Source organism: Actinomadura meyerae (assembly GCF_900188445.1).
Classification (GTDB): Bacteria; Actinomycetota; Actinomycetes; order Streptosporangiales; family Streptosporangiaceae; genus Spirillospora; species Spirillospora meyerae.
The window spans coordinates 24,814-40,907 of record NZ_FZOR01000031.1; the positions used below are offsets into that span (position 1 = coordinate 24,814).

Annotated in this window: 18 protein-coding genes; 3 read left to right on the plus strand and 15 right to left on the minus strand. The window is 75.7% G+C overall.

All coding sequences use genetic code 11. The features are described from left to right. Nucleotides 1–59: 59 nt before the first annotated feature. Nucleotides 60–749 (minus strand): thioesterase family protein, encoded by a 690-nt coding sequence (locus CHF16_RS27145; RefSeq protein ID WP_089328979.1) that lies wholly within the window; start codon nucleotides 747–749, stop codon nucleotides 60–62. A 120-nt stretch (nucleotides 750–869) separates the two neighbouring features. Beyond that, a complete protein-coding gene (locus tag CHF16_RS27150) occupies nucleotides 870–1,385 on the minus strand; it encodes a hypothetical protein (protein WP_089328980.1) in 516 nt (171 codons plus the stop codon). A gap of 191 nt (nucleotides 1,386–1,576) precedes the next feature. Between CHF16_RS27150 and CHF16_RS27155 the strand changes: the two genes are divergently transcribed. Continuing rightward, entirely contained in the window at nucleotides 1,577–2,365 is a 789-nt protein-coding gene (locus CHF16_RS27155; RefSeq protein WP_218826855.1) for an ABC transporter ATP-binding protein, read from the plus strand. A 41-nt stretch (nucleotides 2,366–2,406) separates the two neighbouring features. On the opposite strand, the gene CHF16_RS27160 is transcribed toward CHF16_RS27155, so the two are convergent. From CHF16_RS27160 to CHF16_RS27200, 9 genes are all read right to left on the minus strand, one after another. Further along, the gene (locus tag CHF16_RS27160; RefSeq protein WP_089329039.1) at nucleotides 2,407–3,756 is read right to left on the minus strand and encodes an AAA family ATPase; all 1,350 of its coding nucleotides are present in this window, start codon (nucleotides 3,754–3,756) and stop codon (nucleotides 2,407–2,409) included. After that, entirely contained in the window at nucleotides 3,753–5,225 is a 1,473-nt protein-coding gene (locus CHF16_RS27165) for a hypothetical protein (RefSeq protein ID WP_089328981.1), read from the minus strand. Before CHF16_RS27165 ends, CHF16_RS27160 begins: the two co-directional genes overlap by 4 nt. Before the next feature lie 7 nt (nucleotides 5,226–5,232). Further along, nucleotides 5,233–6,327 (minus strand): hypothetical protein, encoded by a 1,095-nt coding sequence (locus tag CHF16_RS27170; protein WP_089328982.1) that lies wholly within the window; start codon nucleotides 6,325–6,327, stop codon nucleotides 5,233–5,235. After that, the gene (locus tag CHF16_RS27175) at nucleotides 6,324–7,217 is read right to left on the minus strand and encodes a hypothetical protein (protein ID WP_089328983.1); all 894 of its coding nucleotides are present in this window, start codon (nucleotides 7,215–7,217) and stop codon (nucleotides 6,324–6,326) included. The genes CHF16_RS27170 and CHF16_RS27175 overlap by 4 nt, the downstream gene beginning before the upstream one ends. 65 nt (nucleotides 7,218–7,282) lie before the next feature. Next, complete coding sequence (locus tag CHF16_RS27180) at nucleotides 7,283–7,915, minus strand: class I SAM-dependent methyltransferase (protein WP_089328984.1); 633 nt, start codon at nucleotides 7,913–7,915, stop codon at nucleotides 7,283–7,285. A gap of 13 nt (nucleotides 7,916–7,928) precedes the next feature. After that, nucleotides 7,929–8,318 carry a VOC family protein gene (locus tag CHF16_RS27185; RefSeq protein ID WP_089328985.1) on the minus strand — a complete coding sequence of 130 codons (390 nt, stop codon included), beginning with the start codon at nucleotides 8,316–8,318 and terminating at the stop codon, nucleotides 7,929–7,931. Nucleotides 8,319–8,422: 104 nt separating this feature from the next. Continuing rightward, a complete protein-coding gene (locus CHF16_RS27190) occupies nucleotides 8,423–9,289 on the minus strand; it encodes an NAD(P)-dependent oxidoreductase (RefSeq protein WP_089328986.1) in 867 nt (288 codons plus the stop codon). Between the two features lie 120 nt (nucleotides 9,290–9,409). Further along, nucleotides 9,410–10,489, minus strand: coding sequence for a phosphotransferase enzyme family protein (locus tag CHF16_RS27195; protein WP_179271722.1), 1,080 nt, complete (start codon nucleotides 10,487–10,489; stop codon nucleotides 9,410–9,412). A 168-nt stretch (nucleotides 10,490–10,657) separates the two neighbouring features. After that, a complete protein-coding gene (locus CHF16_RS27200) occupies nucleotides 10,658–11,059 on the minus strand; it encodes a nitroreductase family deazaflavin-dependent oxidoreductase (RefSeq protein WP_089328988.1) in 402 nt (133 codons plus the stop codon). 145 nt (nucleotides 11,060–11,204) lie between these two features. On the opposite strand from CHF16_RS27200, the gene paaI reads away from it, so the two are divergent. Then, entirely contained in the window at nucleotides 11,205–11,645 is a 441-nt protein-coding gene (gene paaI, locus CHF16_RS27205) for a hydroxyphenylacetyl-CoA thioesterase PaaI (RefSeq protein ID WP_342750132.1), read from the plus strand. Nucleotides 11,646–11,676: 31 nt separating this feature from the next. On the opposite strand, the gene CHF16_RS27210 is transcribed toward paaI, so the two are convergent. Next, a complete protein-coding gene (locus CHF16_RS27210) occupies nucleotides 11,677–12,543 on the minus strand; it encodes a helix-turn-helix domain-containing protein (RefSeq protein ID WP_089329041.1) in 867 nt (288 codons plus the stop codon). Nucleotides 12,544–13,120: 577 nt separating this feature from the next. On the opposite strand from CHF16_RS27210, the gene CHF16_RS27215 reads away from it, so the two are divergent. Then, nucleotides 13,121–13,435, plus strand: coding sequence for a hypothetical protein (locus CHF16_RS27215; RefSeq protein ID WP_089328989.1), 315 nt, complete (start codon nucleotides 13,121–13,123; stop codon nucleotides 13,433–13,435). A 98-nt stretch (nucleotides 13,436–13,533) separates the two neighbouring features. On the opposite strand, the gene CHF16_RS27220 is transcribed toward CHF16_RS27215, so the two are convergent. The 3 genes from CHF16_RS27220 to CHF16_RS27230 are packed head-to-tail and all read right to left on the minus strand — an operon-like array spanning nucleotide 13,534 to nucleotide 16,003. Next, nucleotides 13,534–14,313: an ABC transporter permease gene (locus CHF16_RS27220; protein WP_089328990.1), complete on the minus strand. Its 780-nt coding sequence runs from the start codon at nucleotides 14,311–14,313 to the stop codon at nucleotides 13,534–13,536. Further along, nucleotides 14,313–15,101, minus strand: coding sequence for an ABC transporter permease (locus tag CHF16_RS27225; protein ID WP_089328991.1), 789 nt, complete (start codon nucleotides 15,099–15,101; stop codon nucleotides 14,313–14,315). Before CHF16_RS27225 ends, CHF16_RS27220 begins: the two co-directional genes overlap by 1 nt. Further along, the gene (locus CHF16_RS27230; protein ID WP_089328992.1) at nucleotides 15,098–16,003 is read right to left on the minus strand and encodes an ABC transporter ATP-binding protein; all 906 of its coding nucleotides are present in this window, start codon (nucleotides 16,001–16,003) and stop codon (nucleotides 15,098–15,100) included. The genes CHF16_RS27225 and CHF16_RS27230 overlap by 4 nt, the downstream gene beginning before the upstream one ends. Nucleotides 16,004–16,094 lie beyond the last annotated feature (91 nt).

Consider the following 16,094-nt stretch of genomic DNA (forward strand, 5'->3'; position numbering starts at 1 on the left):
CGAACCATGCGGAACCGGCAGGGGCCGGCCGATTGCGGATCATCGGCCGGCGGCCGGGCTCAGCGGCCGAAGGACTCGGGGTCGATCTCGATCCAGATCTGCTCGGCGCGGCCCAGCAGCCGCCCGCCGGCCCCGTACAGCGCGGTCGCCGCGTGCATCTTGCGGCCCTCGCGGCTGCGCGCGAGCCCCACCACGACGCACCGCTCGCCGGCCTCCGGCACGTCCATCACCTGCGCGGTCATGGTGCCGAGCACCGCCGGGCGGCCCGCCACGTCGAACGACCAGCCGCCCGGGCAGTCGAGCGCCGCCCACACCAGCTCCCGCTCGGGGACCCGGTCGGGCACCCACGGCGCCGCGACGCTCCCCTCGCCCACGGGCCCCGGCTCCAGCCGCAGCCCGTCGCCGGGCTCGCGCTCCGGCCCGCAGACGAAGCAGCGCGGGAACGGGTGGTTCTCCTGCGTCCGGAACTTCTCCGCCGCCTCCCGCGCCGCCTCGAACGGGACCGCCGCGATCGGCGGGACGACGATCGCCCCCGCGAGCGCCTCCGCGATCAGCCGATCCCCGTCCCACAGCCGGACGCTGTGCCCCCGCTCGTCCTCGGCCGTCACGGTCAGCTCGGTGCCGAGCGGCGGCGGCTGCCGCAGCGTCACCGTCACCGTGTCGACCGGGACCCGGCCCGCCAGGCGGCCCGCCACGTAGCCGCCGTTCCCCGACCCGTCCGGCCCGTGGAACCGCCGGTCAATGATCATTTCTGCCCCCGTGCACGTGCTCATCCCACCGAAACGGGATAGAGCTTAATGACCGCCGCCGACAATCGGCCCGCTGGGGTGCGCCGGACCGGCACCCGCGGGCGCACCCCCGCCGGGCCGCTAGACGGCGCGGGACGGCTGGGGGCGGCCCGGCCGCGTGGTGAAGAAGACCGAGAGGGACGCCTGGAGCCGGGCGCGGACGGTGTCCTCGTCGACGGGGCCGTCCGGCGGGACGGGGGTGAGGTCGAGGGCGCGGGCGATGAGCACGTCGATGTTGCGGTCGGCGACCAGCACCGAGCACGTGTCGCACGCGTACCACGGGTACAGCATGTTGAGGACGGCCACGGCGGTGTCGTCGTCGGAGAGGTCGGTGGTGTCGAGCTCCACCTCGAACATGTCGGTGTCGTCGGGGTCGAGCGTGGGGTAGTAGAGCCAGCTCGGCCCGGACGCGCCGCAGAAGTCGCAGCCCGGCTCGCGCGGGAGGGCCTCGCCGACCGCCAGCTCGAGCTCGTGGTCCCACGGCTCGACCCGCCGGTTGTGCCGGTAGCCGACGCCGTCCAGCGAGCCCTCGCGGTTGTGCGTCACGTCGTGCACCTCGCCGCCGCAGCGAGCGCACATGAGGCCGATGTCCTCCATGTCCCTCCCCTGATCGCTGAGGCACCGGTCTCACAGTATCCGGCCGGACGCCTCCGTCGAACCGGCGGCGCCGCTCGGGTACGTTGAAGATCCTCACCGACGCGCCCGCCCCGGCGATCCCGGCCTCCGCGTCCCCGCGCGCCGCACACTCCCCGCGTGCCCCATGCCGAGCCATCGAATCGGGAGGTCCCGTGTCCGACGTCGTGCTCAACGCCGACAAGATCGATCTGGTCCGCGAGCGCAGGACGCTGCTCGACCGGGTCACGATGACCGTGCTGCGCGGCGAGCACTGGGCGCTGATCGGCCCGAACGGCGCGGGGAAGAGCACGCTGCTCGGCATCCTCGGCGCCTACACCCACCCGACGCGCGGGACGGCGGAGATCCTCGGCCGCAGGCTCGGCCGGGTCGACGTCCACGACCTGCGGAAGCTGATCGGGCAGGTCAACCCGCGGCACCCCCTGGAGTCGGCGCGGACCGTCCGGGAGATCGTGCTGACCGGCGTGACCGGCACCATCGAGCTCGTCCCGCGCTGGCGGCCCACCGGCGCCGACCTGCGCCGCGCCGGCGAGCTGATCGACCTCATGGGCCTGTCGGCGCGCGCGGAGGCCCGCTGGCCGACCCTGTCGCAGGGCGAGCGGGGCCGGACGCTGATCGCCAGGGCGCTGATGCCCGACCCGCCGCTGCTGCTGCTCGACGAGCCCGCCACGGGCCTCGACGTCGCCGCGCGGGAGCGGCTGCTGCAGAGCATCGACCAGCTGCGCAGCGAGCGGCCGGACCTGACCACCGTGCTCGTCACGCACCACCTGGAGGAGCTGCCGACCAGCACCAGCCACGCGCTGCTGCTGCGCGAGGGCCGGGTGCTCGCCTCCGGCCCGGCGGGCGAGGTGCTCACGACGGAGCTGGTCAGCGCCTGCTTCGACCACCCGATCACGATCACCCGCCACCGCGGCCGCTGGGCCGCGACCGCGGGCCCGGCCTGACCGGCCCTTCCCCCTTCCGGCCCGGGGCGTCCGCCCGCGGGTCAGCCGCCGGCGACGCGGTGGCCGGACAGGTGGGCGAGGACCGACTGGTTCGCCTCCCAGCCGTCCGGGAACTTCACCGGGACGCCGAGGTGCACCGGCTCGGCGGACGGGTGCGCGTCCAGCAGCTCGGGGATGCCCGCCCGCGCCACCACCACGCACGCGTGCCGGTGCCGGGACGTGAGCACGCACAGCCGCCCCGACTCCAGGTGGAACGCGGTCGCGTCGCGCCGCCCCGACAGCGGGTGCAGCACGACCGTCACGTCGTACTCGCGGCCCTGCAGCCGGTTCGCGGTGTCGACGGTGATGCCCTCGCCGTGCGGGCCGAGCGCGGCGCGGATCGCCGTCACCTGGTCGCGGTGCGCGGCCCCGATCGCGACGCGGGCGGCGTCCACCGGCGCCGACCCCTGCTCGGAGTGCGCGACGGGGCCGCGCTGCAGGAGCCGGACGGCGAGCGCCGCCGTCGCGCGGACCGCCTCGGCGTCGGTGCGCAGCGTGTGCCGCGCCGGCAACTCGTACAGGGCCCAGCCGGTCGCCGCCGCCTCTTCGAGCGCGCGGTCGTAGGTGGTGCCCATGCCGCGCGCGCCGAACTCCAGCCGCCGGTCGCCCGGCTCCGTCCCGGCGCGGAACCCGGTGAACGGGTAGAACGCCCGCGACACGACGGGCGCCGCCGACGCGGGCAGCCGCCACGACACCGGCAGCCGGTGGACGGGCAGGTCCGGGTTGTGCGCCAGCAGCACCGACACCGCGCTGCGCATCGGGTCCCAGGTGAGGCCGGTCCAGCGCTCGACCTCCACCGTGGAGAACGGGTCGAGCTGGCCGGGGTCGCCGACGAACAGCGCCCGCTCGAACCGGCCGGCGATGCGCAGCAGCATGTCCGAGCGCATCTGGTACGCCTCGTCGACGATCGCCCACGGCCACGAGCCGTCCGACAGCGTCGCCCACTTCGCCGCCGTGGCGATCACGACGGTCTGCTCGGCGAGGTCGGCGGCCTTCTGCGCCACCCGCACCTGCGGATGGGCCAGCACCCGCTCCGACGGCGCGTACCCCGCCGCCGACAGCCGCCCCAGCGTGATCCCCGGGTGCCGGCCCGCGATCCGCTCGATGAGGTCGTCGACCTGCTCGTTGGTCTGCGCCACGATCATCAGCCGCTCGCCGGCCTCGGCCAGGTGCGCGGCGGCGCGGACCACCAGCGTCGACTTGCCCGCGCCCGGGGGCGAGTCGACGACCACGCCGCGGTGCCCGCCCGCGAGGTCGGCGAGGACGGCGTCGACGACCCGCCCCGCGGCCGCCGACGGGTCCGGCTCGTCCGCCGCCACCGGCGCGAGGCGGCGGCCCGCGTGCCCGCTCACGCCCACTCCTCCTCGGCGTCCTCGTGGGTCGGCGCGTACTCGCCGGGCGGGCCGCCGTGCGTCCACGGCGTGTCCTCGCGGTCGGGGAACCTCGCCGCGCCGAACGAGCCCTCCGTCAGCGAGGTGAAGCAGACCCGCGCGCCCGCCTCCGGGACGGCGCCCGGCTCCGGGGTGAGCTTGCGGCCCATCCCGCCCGTCAGCTCCAGCAGCACCGAACCGTCAGCGATCTCCACGATCCTCCCCTTGAGCGCGGGCCGCGCCGCGCTGCACACCGTCGTCCCGACGTCGAGCCGCACCGGGTCCGCCGTGCCGACCCGCAGCAGCGGGCGCAGCTTGGGGCGCTTGCCCGACTCGTCGAGCCGGGCCGGGTCGCACTCGGTGACCGTCCCGCCGAACGCCGCGCCGGCCAGCCGGTGCTCGGCCATGACCAGCGGGTCGTCGAACGCCCGCTGCGCCTCGTAGGCGTCCTGCGCGCGCTCGAGGTCGTGCAGCCGCCGGGCCGCGCGGACGGGCGGGTCGCGGCGCGCCTGAGGATACGCCTCGCCGAACGTCTGGTGGTAATAGGTGAACGCGTCCCGGTCGCGCTCCCAGCGGCGCGGCACGCTCGCGCCCTCCGGCAGGGCGCGGAGCAGCTCGACGCCCCGCCACATCAGCTCCCACGTCGGGGTGAGCTGCCCGGCGAGGACGTCCCGCAGCCGCTCCTCGGCGCGCGAGCCCGGCCCGGCCCGGTCGTAGGCGGCGATCGCCGGGGCGAGGACCTCGTTGTCGAACGTCGGGTCGGTGGTCGGCCCCGCCGGCGGGCAGAGGACGGGGTCCTCGGCGCGAGCCGCGGCGGCCGGGCCGTCCATGCCGTCCGGCGGGTCGATCCAGCCCATCAGCGCCGCGAGGTTGCCGTCCTCCAGCGAGCTCTGGCCCGTCGCCCAGTGCAGCCGCAGCGCCTCCGTCATCGCCATCAGCAGCGACGACCCGGGGTGGTCGAACCGCTCGGCGAACCACGTCAGCCACCGGCCGAGCACCGGCACCGCCGGATCGACCGCGTACGGGCCCTCGGTGCTGCGGAACCGCGTCGACCGGCCCATCAGCCGCAGGAACGCGACGCCGCCCCGGTTCGGGACGAGCAGCTGCGGCGCGTCCCCGTAGCGGATCCGCTCCTCGCCCTCCTTGCCGGGCGGGAGCGGCTCCACCTCGCCCCGGCTGGTCTCGATGTGGTTCAGCACGAGCCGGCCGAGCGCGGCGGCGAACCGGAACCGCAGGTCGCGGTTGCGCGGCTGCGGCACGACCAGCAGCGTCGGGGCGTCCGGCGCGCTCCCGGCCAGCACGGCGAGCGGCGCCGCCGCCTCCCCGGCCAGCTTCAGCGGGACCAGGACCAGGGGCGCCTCGGACACCCGGCAGTGCCGCACGGTCGCGAGCGGCTGCGCGACCCCCTCGGCCACCGCCTGCAGCTGCGCGAGCGAGGACAGTGCGCTCATCGGCGGGTCACGCCGCCCCGTGCAGCGCCTCGGCGCGCAGCCGCGCGGCGGCGCGCAGCTGCTCGGCGGTCTCGGCCAGGTCGTCGGACGGGGCGAGCGAGCCGTCGGCCAGCGCCAGCGCCGCGCCGATCGTGTCGACGCCGCCGAGGTCGTCGCGGACGGACCGGCCGAGCGCGCCCGTCGCGCCGCACGCGCGCGCCTCGTCCCGGCAGAACAGCGCCATCTCGCAGCCCGACATGCACTCGGGCGAGTACCGCGCCTCCACGGCCCGCACCGACTCCGCCAGGTCGTCGCCGACCTCGAACGTCAGCCCGCCGGGCAGCTCGGCCAGCAGCGCGTCGACGCGGGTGAGCCGCGCGAGCTGCCGTTCCAGGACGGCGAGCTGCGGCCGCACGTCCAGCGGCGTCGCCGTCGGCCGGTTGGAGAAGTTCTCCGGGCAGACCAGGAACACCTCGTGCGAGACGCGCGCCGGGTCGTGCCCGAGCTCGGCCACCAGCCGGCGCAGCGCCAGCACGTACACCGCCGACTGGCGGGCCGCCGCGGCGACCTGCTCCGGCTCGGCCTGCCCGTCCACGACGGCGAACGACTTGATCTCGATGACGTGCAGCCGCCCCGCGAGCTGGAACGCGATGACGTCCGGCTCCAGGTAGGCCGGGTACCCGGCGATCTCCAGCCGCAGCAGCGGATGGTCGAACAGCGTGCCCTCGCCCGACTCCAGCGCGCGGGCGAGCAGCCGCCGCGTCCGCGAGTGCCGCAGCTCCCGGCCCTCGTTGCCGGCGACGACCTCCAGGTCGTCGTAGGCGACCTCCGGCACGTCGAGGCCGAGCCGCTCGCGCAGCAGCGTCAGCAGCTCCGCGCACCCGTCCGCCTTCACCTGCGCCTCGAACGCGTTCCCGCGCGTGATCGCGAACTGCGACTGCCCGAACGGCGCGGGGAACCCGAGGGCGCGGGCCACCGCGTCCTTGTCGACGCCGGCCGCGTCCATCAGCCCGCGCCGGGCGCAGCCCGGATTGGACGTCAGCGCGGCGATCGTGCGGGCGTCGTGGTTGCGCGGGGGAGTGCCGCCGCGCAGCCGGTCCAGGTCCGGTGCGGTGTCGGTCATCGGTCCGTCTCTCCGTTGAGGGCAGGGCGCCGCCCGGAGGCCCGCACGGCGCGCAGCCGGCTGCCGAACAGCCGCTCCGCGTCGTCGAGCCGCTCCCGGGCGCGGGCCGCGGCGGCGCCGCGGCGGCGCAGGTCCGGTTCGCGGTGCACGTCCAGTTCGGCCCGTGCGGCGGCGGCGAGCGCCTCCGGATCGGCCGTACCGACCGTACCGGTGACCGCACCGGGAATGTTGGACGCGAAACGCCACAGCAGCCGCTGGACGTCCGGGGAAGGCGTGCCGCGGCCGGCGTGCTCGGCGAGGCGCACCGCGGCGGTGAGGAAGTCGGTCCGCGGGCTCAGCGGGCCGACGATCCGCCGCTCCAGCGGCCAGGTGCTCACGGTGAGCAGCCCGCGCGCGGGGGCGAGCAGGTCGGCGGTCAGCGCGGCGCACAGGTAGTACGGCCGCGCGTACGGCGCGGTGCGGAAGGAGCGCTCCTCGTCGCGGCGCAGGCTCGTCAGCCGGGACGCCGCGATCTCGCCGGGGAAGAACGCCGCGTAGACCGACCCGATCAGCTTCGGCGCGGCCGGCGCGCCGAGCAGCGTCAGCGCCTGGTGGACCTGGTCGCGGACGGGCAGCAGCCCGCGCTCGCCGCCGCGCTCACCGCCGCTCGGCCCGCGGTCCGGGCGGGCGGGCCGGTCGCGGCGGGGCTCCGGCTCGGCCTCGCCGCCGCCGAGGACCGCTTCGTCCCACGCCTGCTCGGCCTCGCGGAGCCGGGCGCGCAGCCCGCGCGCCTCCCGCCGGTCGCCCGCGGCCACGGCCCGCCGGACGGCGGCGCGCAACCCGGTGATGCGCGCCTCCAGCTCGTCGGGGGTCGGGGCGCCGTCGGCCGCGCCGCCGGGGGGCGGGGACATGCGGCAGACAGTACAGGTACTTCCGGACAATTCCAGTGTTTTCCAGTTTCCGGCGGGGGAGCGGGTCAGCGCGGCCTGCGCCACACGATCGAGTACCGCCACAGCAGGTGCCGTCGGAAGACGGCACCGGGCAGCAGCCGGAGCGCCTCCTGGCGCACCTCGCCCCAGGTCATGGCCGGGTCGAGCACGGGTGCGCCCGGGTCGCCCGCGAGCCGCCGGTGACGCAGCCGCAGCGCGTGGTGGGCGGGGACGCCGAGCGCCGAGAACGCCCAGTCGCGCGCGCCCCGGTTGTTCGCCAGGCCGATGACGACGAGGCTCCCGCCCGGCCGGACGGCGTCGCGCATCGCCGTCACGCCCTTGACGAAGTCCATGTGGTGGATCGCGGCGACGCTGCACACGAAGTCGTAGTGCTCCGCCTCCAGGTCGTGCTCCAGGAGACCGGCCTCGACGAAGCGGACGTTGCCCGCGCCCCCGCTCAGCCGCCGCGCCCTGCCGATCATCTCCGCCGACCGGTCCAGCCCGGTGACGCGGGCGGCGCGGGGCGCGAGGCGGCGCACGAGCAGCCCGTCCCCGCAGCCGACGTCCAGCGCCTCGCCGCAGCCGCGCGGCACGTTGCGCAGGACGAGGCCGTGGTAGTGGACGTTGTGGTTCCAGTAGTCGCCGTTCGGCAGGCCGTGGTCTGGCAGGTCGCGGGTCATCGTCACCGCCGGGTCAGGAGCGGGGGTCGCGGCGCAGGGGGTGCCCCTCCGGGACCTCCACGATAACGATCTTGACGCCGTCGGGGTCCTCGATCCACATCTCGACCAGGCCCCACGGCTCCTCGCGCGGCTCCCGGGTGACGTGCGCGCCCGCCGCGGCGAGCCGCTCGTGCTCGGCGCGCACGTCCCGCACCTGGAGCCAGATCAGCGGAGACGCCCCGGTCTCGCCCGCGCCGTGCCCCGACACCTCCAGGAAGCCGGGGCCGAGGAAGAACACGACGCCGGGGGAGCCGGCGGGGCCGAACTCCCGGTAGACGGCGAGACCGAGCACGTCGCGGTAGAAGGCCCGGGTGCGCGCGGGGTCGGGCGGGCGCAGCAGGATGCGGCTGCTCAGAACGTCCATGCCCCCATCCTCGCCCGCCGCGGCCCGGCCCCGGCGCACCGCCACGCCCGCGCCGGGCCGCGCGCGTACGGGACCGGCCGCGGACCAGACCGGACGAGGCAGGGTCAGGCCGGGAAGCTCGCGCGGTAGGTGGCGGCCATGTCCTCGTCGCCGTGGCCCTGCTCGATGACGCGCCGGAACCGTTCGCCGACGGCGTCGTTGACGTCCACCCGGATGCCCGCCGCCTCCGCCGCCTCGTGGATGATCCGGGTGTTGGTCTCCGCGTTGCGGACGGCGAAGCTCGGCTCGAAGTCGCCCTCGACCATGGCCTTCATCTTCGCCTGCAGGTAGACGCTGTCGAGCGGGCCGCCGGTGAGGACCTCGCCGAGCAGCGCCGGGTCCAGCCCGAGGCCCTTGGTCAGCGCGACGGACTCGGCCACGACCGAGGTCAGCGAGATGGCGTAGCTGACCGCCGCGAGCTTCAGCCGGGTGCCCGCGCCGCCGGCGCCGCTCTCGTCCAGCCACAGCGTGCGGGCGCCGACCGCGTCGAACACCGGGCCGAGCACGCCGCGCGCGTCCTGCGGGCCCGCGGCGAGCACGATGAGCTTGCCCTGCTCGGCGGGCTGCTTCGTGCCCTGGACGGGCGCGTCGACGAACGTGAGGCCGTGCTCGGCGGCGAACCCGGCGAGCCGCTCCAGCGACGCGAGGCCGACCGTGCCCATCTGCGCCCAGACCTGGCCCTCCCGCAGCGAGGGCGCCGCCTCGGCCATCACCGACAGCGCGGTCTCGCCGTCCTTCAGCATGGTGATGACGACCTCGGCGCCCGCCACGGCCTCGGCGGGGGAGCCCGCCACGGCGGCGCCGTCGGCGGCGAGCGGCTCGGCCCGCGCGGCGGTCCGGTTCCAGGCGGCGACCCGGTGGCCGGCGCGCAGCAGGTTCCGGGCCATCGCCGCCCCCATGATCCCCGTGCCGAGCATCGCGATCTGCGTCATCTCGCCCTCCAGTTTTGGACTAGACAGTTCATAATGGTGCGGTCGCCATCCTGGCACAGGGCGGTGCGCTCCGCATCACGGGTCCCCTACCCGGTGGCGGGCGGGCGAGCCCCGGGCCGGTCAGCCGAAGGCGTGGCCGTCGTCCGGCGCGTCGGCGTACGCGTCCGTGTACGGCGCGGCGAACGCGTCGAGGGTGCGGTCGAGCTGCGCCGACCACCACGCGACCAGCGCCGCCGCCCCGCGCCCGCCGGCGCCGTTCTCGCCGAGGTACCGGTGCCGCAGCGGCGCGACGTCGCAGAGCCGCTCCCACCACTCGCGGTGCACGGCGGCCTGGATCTGCCCGGCGTCCAGCGGGTAGGCCGAGCGGTGCCCGCGCACGAACGCCTGCACGCGGTCGAGGTCGAGGCCGCGCTCGTCCTCGCAGGCGAACAGCCGCGCCGCCGAGCGGACGACCTCGCCGGCCACCGGGCCCGTCGTCAGCCCGTCCCAGCCGAGGACGGCGGTCACGTTGCCCGACCCGCCGTAGCGCAGGTGGTCCGCGTGGAACGAGCCGTGCAGGTGCCCGACCGTGCTCACCTCGATGTCGGGCGGCTGGTGCCCGGCGAACTCGGCGAGGAGGTCGCGCCGCTCGCGCAGCCGGCGCGCGGTCAGCGCGTCGAAGTCGGTGCCGTCGCCGTCGCCGGGGACGTCCGCCAGCATCCGCTCGACGGCGGCGGCCGCGTCGGCGGCGCGCGGCGTCGGCACCAGCATGCTCTGCTGGACGGGGCCGGTCAGCTCGTCCAGCGCCGCGTGCAGCCGGCCGAGCAGCGCGCCGAGGGCCTCGCACCCCGCGAACGTGAGCTCCAGCCCGCCGCGCCGGCGGCCGCCGACCCACGGGTACAGGACGTAGCCGCGGCCGGCGGCGGTGACCAGCGTCCGGCCGCCGCGCGCCGGCAGCGGCGCGAGCACCGGCAGCCCCGCCGCGTCCAGGGCGGCGGTGACGGTGTGCTGGAAGCGGACGCGGCGGCGGTCGGGCTCGGCGTACTCGCGGAGGAAGAACGCCCCCGCGGCGGCGTCGACCCGCCAGCACCGGCCGCCGGGCCCGGCGGGCAGCGGGCTCGCCGCCGCCTCGGCGCCGACGTCCCAGCGCCGCAGCAGCCGCGGCGGCACCGGATCGGTGTCGGCACTCGGTCGGGTCTCAGTGCTCTGCGACGTGGGCACCCCGGCACCTCGGCTGCGTCGGCGGACGGCGGTCGAATGGATGTTCTACGACGACGCTACACGCCCCGCCCGCGCGGCGAAAGCGAACCTGCCGGGCCGTGGGCGGCGAGCCCGCGTCCGGCGGCGTGACGAACGCGTCCGCGGTGCGCCGAGCCGCGGCCGGCGGTGTCAGGCGCGCTCCAGCACGACCACGGGGATCTCGCGGCTCGTCTTCTTCTGGTACTCGTCGTAGTCGGGCCAGACCGCGGCCATCTTCCGCCACATCTCCGGCTTCTCCTCCGGGGTCGCGGTGCGCGCGCGGGCGGTGAACTTGTCGCCCTTCACCTGCACCTTCACCTCCGGGTTCGCCTGCAGATTGAGATACCAGGACGGCGGTTCGTCCGCGCCGCCCTTGGACGCGACGACGAGGTAGGCGTCGCCGTGGGGCTGGTAGATGAGGGGCGTCGTGTACTCCTTGCCGGTCTTGCGGCCCTTCGTCGTGAGCAGCAGCGTCGTCGTGCCCTGCCAGTCGTGCCCTTCCGCGCCGTCGGTCTCCTGGTAGCGCCGGACGTGTTCGTCGCCGTACAGCATGGTCCCGTTCCTCCTCATGGCTCCGGCCGTTGTCGCGGCCACGGGTGCAACCTCCGGAATGCCGATGACCTTCCCAGCGGTGCGACTCTCAAGCCAGGCCCGCGCGGCCGTCCGGCGGGTGGGCGCGGCCCTCTACCCTGGGCCGGTGGACGACGCGGCAGAGGTGGCGCGGCGATGCGCCGAGACGATGTACGCACGGGACAAGGTCGCCCAGGACCTCGCCATGGAGGTCGTGGAGGTCGCGCCCGGCCGGGCGCGGCTGCGCATGGCGGTCTCCGAGACCATGGTGAACGGCTTCGGGATCGCGCACGGCGGCTACGTGTTCCTGCTCGCCGACTCCGCGTTCGCCTACGCGTGCAACACCCATGACGCCGTGACGGTCGCCGCGTCGGCGGACGTGGTGTTCGTGGCGAGCGCGCGCGCCGGGGACGTGCTGGAGGCGTCCGCGTCCGAACGGGTCCGCTTCGGGCGCAGCGGCATCTACGACGTGACGGTGCGCCGCGTCCCCGACGGCGACGTCATCGCCGAGTTCCGTGGCGGCAGCCGCAGCCGGGGCGCGCGCGTCATCGGCGGCGAAGCCCTCTAGCCGGGGGCCTCCGGGACGCTCGCGGCGCGGCTCAGAGTTCCTTGAGGATGTCGGCGAGGATCCTGGTGGTGTCGTCGGGCCGCGCGGCCGTGATGCACAGGTTGTTCATCGCGCGCATGTAGGTGTCGACGTCCGTCGGCTTGTCGAGGTAGAGCGCGCTGGTGAGCTGCTCCAGGTAGACGACGTCGGACAGGCCGGGCTCGGCGAAGCGCAGGATCGTGAACGGGCCGCCCGCCGCCGCGTGCCCGCCCGCCCCGAACGGCACGATCTGCAGCGTCACGTGGGACAGCTCCGACACCTCGATCAGATGCCTGATCTGGGCCCGCATCACCTCGCGGCCGCCGAGCGGGCGGCGCACGACCGCCTCGTCCAGCACGGCCCACAGCGTCGGCGCGTCGGGGGAGGTGAACCGCTCCTGCCGCGTCGTGCGGACCTGGACGCGCCGCTCGACCTCCTCCTCCGAGGCGTCGGAGTAGCCGAGCCGGACGACGGCGCGCGCGTAGTCCTCGGTCTGCAGCAGCCCGGGGACGAACTGCAGCTCGTAGGTGCGCAGCAGCGAGGCCGCCTCCTCCAGGCCGAGGTACACCTCGAACCAGCTCGGCAGGATGTCGCCGTAGCGGTGCCACCAGCCGGGGTTGTTGGCCTCCTTGGCCAGCGCCAGCAGCGGTGCGCGCTCGTCAGGCTCGGAGACGCCGTAGAGCGTGAGCAGGTCGGCGACGTCGCGCTCCTTGAAGCCGACCCGGCCGAGCTCCATCCGGCTGATCTTGGAGTGCGAGCCGCGGATCTCGTAGCCCGCCTGCTCGGTGGAGATGCCCCGGGACTCGCGCAGGCGCCGCAGTTGCGCGCCGAGCAGAATGCGCAGGACGGTGGGGCCGCCGCGCCGGGGATAATCGATCAGCCGTCCGGCCGGATCACCTTCGGACGGAGGTGTTGGGGCAGCTGAATCCTGCGACAAGGGGTCACCAGCCAGTCGACGGGTCTGCGTGTGGGCCGCACGGCACCGCCCTATGTTAGAGGATGCGGGCACCTTTTTGGGAGGGATGGAAAACGCGCTCGTCCGCGGGCGCGTCGCGGCAGGGGTGCGCCGCCGTGCACGTGCAGATGCCCGATGACCTGTGCTGTCGGTGGCGGTCCGGCTGCGGACCGTGGCGCTCGCGGGCGGGTGAAGCCGGCTCCCGGCCCATTTCACCGGAGGGCGCGGTGCCGCCGGCCGGCCATTTACGCGCCGTTCTCGGCATTGGCCCGCAAATCCTGACAGGCCATTCCCAGATCCGTCGTGATACGCGTGAATGTCGCACGTCACGCGTTTTGGTGAACCTTCGGCGGCGAGTACGGGGCGCGGCGTCCGGACGCGTGACGAAGCTCTCGTCCCGCGCGGGCAAGATTCCGGGCCGCGAGGCGTTGATCAGGACGAGGCGGCGGCCGCGCCGCCGCACCGCCGATCAGACGGCAACCACCATCCATTTGGGGGAACCATGAACGCGACCCGTCAGCGGCCGGAGATCCGGTTCCTGACCTCGGGCGACGTCTCGGCGCACGAGCGCGCGGCGGCGGAGCGCGCCGTCCGCACGGCGCTCGCCGGAGCCCGCGGCGCCACCTCCGTGCAGGTCACGCTGAGCGTCGTCAACGACCCGTCGCTGCCGCGCCCGGCGCTGGCGCAGGCCGTCGTCGACCTGAACGGCCGGCGCGTCCGCGCCCAGGCCGCCGCGCCCCGCATCGACGAGGCCATCGACATGCTCCGCGAGCGCCTGGCCGTCCGGGCGACCTCGCTCCAGGCCGGCCGGTTCTGACGAGCCGGGCCCTTGACCGGGCCCGGCTCGGGCACCGCGCCGGATCCCGCCGCGCCGGATCCTGGCGCGCGCGGGGCGCGGGATCCTGCCACGTGAGGTCAGGCGTCGCGCCGGGTCAGGACGAAGGCCGCGAGCGCGAGCGGGACGAGCGCGTACCCGGCCAGCACGGCCGCGGCCTGCCCCGGTGACAGCAGATCGCCGTAGATGGAGTTCTCCGCGCTGAGCCCGGCCATCTGCCGGGGCAGGCCCGCGAGCATCACCGACCCGGCGCGCTCTCCCCACGGGCCCGGCAGGTGCTGGACGAGCACCGGAAGCATGTGCCACACGAAGACCAGCGCCACGATGGCTCCCGCAGCGGAGCGCAGCAGGACGCCGAACGCCAGGCCGAGCAGCGCGAACACCGGCACCACCGTCCCGGCGAGCACGATGTCCGGCAGGTCCTGCGCGATGGGCGCCCGCTGGTCGGCGAAGGGCCGGTCGCCGATCACGGCCCGCGTGCCGAGGAACGCGCCGACCGCCGCGGCCTGCCCGGCGACGGCGGCGACCACCGCGACCACCGCGGCCTTGGCCGCCAGCAGCGTCGTGCGCCTCGGCACCGCGGTGATGCTCGTGCGGATCATGCCCGTCCGGTACTCGGACGTGGCCGACAGCACCCCGAGCACGCCGAGGCTCAGCGACGCCACCCAGCTCGCCATCTCCTGCAGCGGGCGCAGCAGGAGGTCGTCGCGGCGGTCGGCGTCGAGGCCGTCCCAGACGTGCGCCATCTGGAACGCCAGCAGCACGACGATGCCGGTGAACGCGGCCGTCACCGCCAGCACCGCGTAGGTGGAGCGGACCGAGCGGAGCTTCCACCACTCGGCCGCGAGAACGTCCGGCATCAGGCGTCCCTCCTCGTGAACGCGTAAGCGCCGGCTCCGAGCGCCACGGCGACATAGGCCGCCAGCAGCGCCACCGCCGCCGGCGGGGACAGGACCCCGGTGTCGCCGGACGAGCCCGGCGCCGCCGCGATCTGGTTCGCCAGCCCGCCGGGCAGCGCCGACCAGATCCGCTCGTCCCACGGGGACGGCAGCAGCCGGACGAGCGGGGGCAGCACGAACAGCACGGCCATGCCGCCGGTGATCGTCGCCGCCGTCGAGCGCAGCACCGCGCCCAGCCCGAACGCGACGAGGGTGATCGCCGCCGTCTCCAGCCCGACCCACAGCAGGTGCGCCGCGACCTCGGCCGTCCGCCCCTGGAACGTCGGCACCGCCCGGTCGCCGACGATGACCGCGCCCGCGACCGTGCCGGCGGCGAGCGCCGCCCCGGCCGCGGCCGCCATGAGGGCCGCCGCGACGATCGCCTTCGCCAGGAACGTCCCGGACCGGCGCGGCATCGCGGCCAGCGTCGTCCGGATCATCCCGGACGAGTACTCCGACGTCAGCGTCAGGGCCCCGAGCACCACCGCGCACACGGGCAGCGCGAGCACGAGCGGCTGCTCCGCCGGTGCCGCCCGCGCCGTCGCCCGCCGCTCCGGCGAAAGCCCGTCCCAGTAGCGGGCCACGTACCACGACCACAGCGCGCACAGCAGCACGAAGGCGGCGACCGTGCCGAGGACGGCGGCCGTGGAGCGGACGGTCCGCAGCTTGTACCACTCCGCCGCGATCGCGTCGGCGGCCGGGCCGCTCATCGCGCCACCGCCCCGAACTCGGCGCTGCCCGCGGTCAGCCGCATGTACGCCTCCTCCAGCGACGCGTTGCGCGGCGTCACCTCGTACAGCGGGATGCCGTTCGCCGCGGCCGCGTCGCCGATCGCGGCGACGTCGAGCCCGGTGACGATGAGGGCCCCGTCCGGCGCGGACTCGACGCCGCCGCCGGCGCGGGCCAGCACCGCCGACAGCTCGGCGGGCCGCGGGGAGCGCACCAGGACGCCCTGCCGGAACCGGTCGGCCAGCTCCCGCACCGACGTGTCCGCGATCAGCCGGCCCCGCCCGATGACGATGAGCCGGTCGGCGGTCAGCTCCATCTCGCTCATCAGATGGCTGGAGATCAGCACCGTCCGCCCCTCCGCGGCCAGCGAGCGCATCAGCTCGCGGATCCAGCGGACGCCGTCCGGGTCCAGCCCGTTCACCGGCTCGTCGAACATCAGCACGCCCGGGTCGCCGAGCAGCGCCGCCGCGATGCCGAGCCGCTGCCGCATGCCGAGCGAGAACCCGCCGACCCGCCGGCGCGCCACCCCGGCGAGACCGACCCGCTCCAGCACGTCCGCCACCCGGCGCGTCCCGATCCCGTTGCTGCGCGCCAGCCAGCCGAGGTGGTCGAACGCGCGGCGCCCGCCGTGCACGGCGCCCGCGTCCAGCAGGGCGCCCACCTCCCGCATCGGCCGCCGCAGCGCCGCGTACCGGCCGCCGTTCACCAGCGCCTCGCCGGAGTCCGCCCGGTCCAGGCCCAGCAGGACGCGCATCGTCGTGGACTTCCCGGCGCCGTTCGGGCCGAGGAAGCCGGTCACCGTCCCCGGCCGCACGGCGAAGGACAGGCGGTCCACCGCCGTCGTCCCGCCGTAGCGCTTGGTCAGTTCGCGTACCTCGATCATGCGGTCAACGCTCCCGCCGGGCGGGCCCGCCGCGCATCGGAGCGCGGGCGGGACCCGCCCGTCCGCCCCTGCGGGGAGCACCGGGCTCCGC

What these genes read in the sequence shown, in the direction of transcription:
- CHF16_RS27180 (WP_089328984.1), bottom strand. Translation starts at nt 7,915, where the DNA reads ATGACCCGCGACCTGCCAGACCACGGCCTGCCGAACGGCGACTACTGG.
- CHF16_RS27165 (WP_089328981.1), bottom strand. Translation starts at nt 5,225, where the DNA reads ATGAGCGCACTGTCCTCGCTCGCGCAGCTGCAGGCGGTGGCCGAGGGG.
- CHF16_RS27230 (WP_089328992.1), bottom strand. Translation starts at nt 16,003, where the DNA reads ATGATCGAGGTACGCGAACTGACCAAGCGCTACGGCGGGACGACGGCG.
- CHF16_RS27170 (WP_089328982.1), bottom strand. Translation starts at nt 6,327, where the DNA reads ATGACCGACACCGCACCGGACCTGGACCGGCTGCGCGGCGGCACTCCC.
- CHF16_RS27220 (WP_089328990.1), bottom strand. Translation starts at nt 14,313, where the DNA reads ATGCCGGACGTTCTCGCGGCCGAGTGGTGGAAGCTCCGCTCGGTCCGC.
- CHF16_RS27225 (WP_089328991.1), bottom strand. Translation starts at nt 15,101, where the DNA reads ATGAGCGGCCCGGCCGCCGACGCGATCGCGGCGGAGTGGTACAAGCTG.
- CHF16_RS27185 (WP_089328985.1), bottom strand. Translation starts at nt 8,318, where the DNA reads ATGGACGTTCTGAGCAGCCGCATCCTGCTGCGCCCGCCCGACCCCGCG.
- CHF16_RS27215 (WP_089328989.1), top strand. Translation starts at nt 13,121, where the DNA reads ATGAACGCGACCCGTCAGCGGCCGGAGATCCGGTTCCTGACCTCGGGC.
- CHF16_RS27145 (WP_089328979.1), bottom strand. Translation starts at nt 749, where the DNA reads ATGATCATTGACCGGCGGTTCCACGGGCCGGACGGGTCGGGGAACGGC.
- CHF16_RS27200 (WP_089328988.1), bottom strand. Translation starts at nt 11,059, where the DNA reads ATGCTGTACGGCGACGAACACGTCCGGCGCTACCAGGAGACCGACGGC.
- CHF16_RS27190 (WP_089328986.1), bottom strand. Translation starts at nt 9,289, where the DNA reads ATGACGCAGATCGCGATGCTCGGCACGGGGATCATGGGGGCGGCGATG.
- CHF16_RS27175 (WP_089328983.1), bottom strand. Translation starts at nt 7,217, where the DNA reads ATGTCCCCGCCCCCCGGCGGCGCGGCCGACGGCGCCCCGACCCCCGAC.
- CHF16_RS27150 (WP_089328980.1), bottom strand. Translation starts at nt 1,385, where the DNA reads ATGGAGGACATCGGCCTCATGTGCGCTCGCTGCGGCGGCGAGGTGCAC.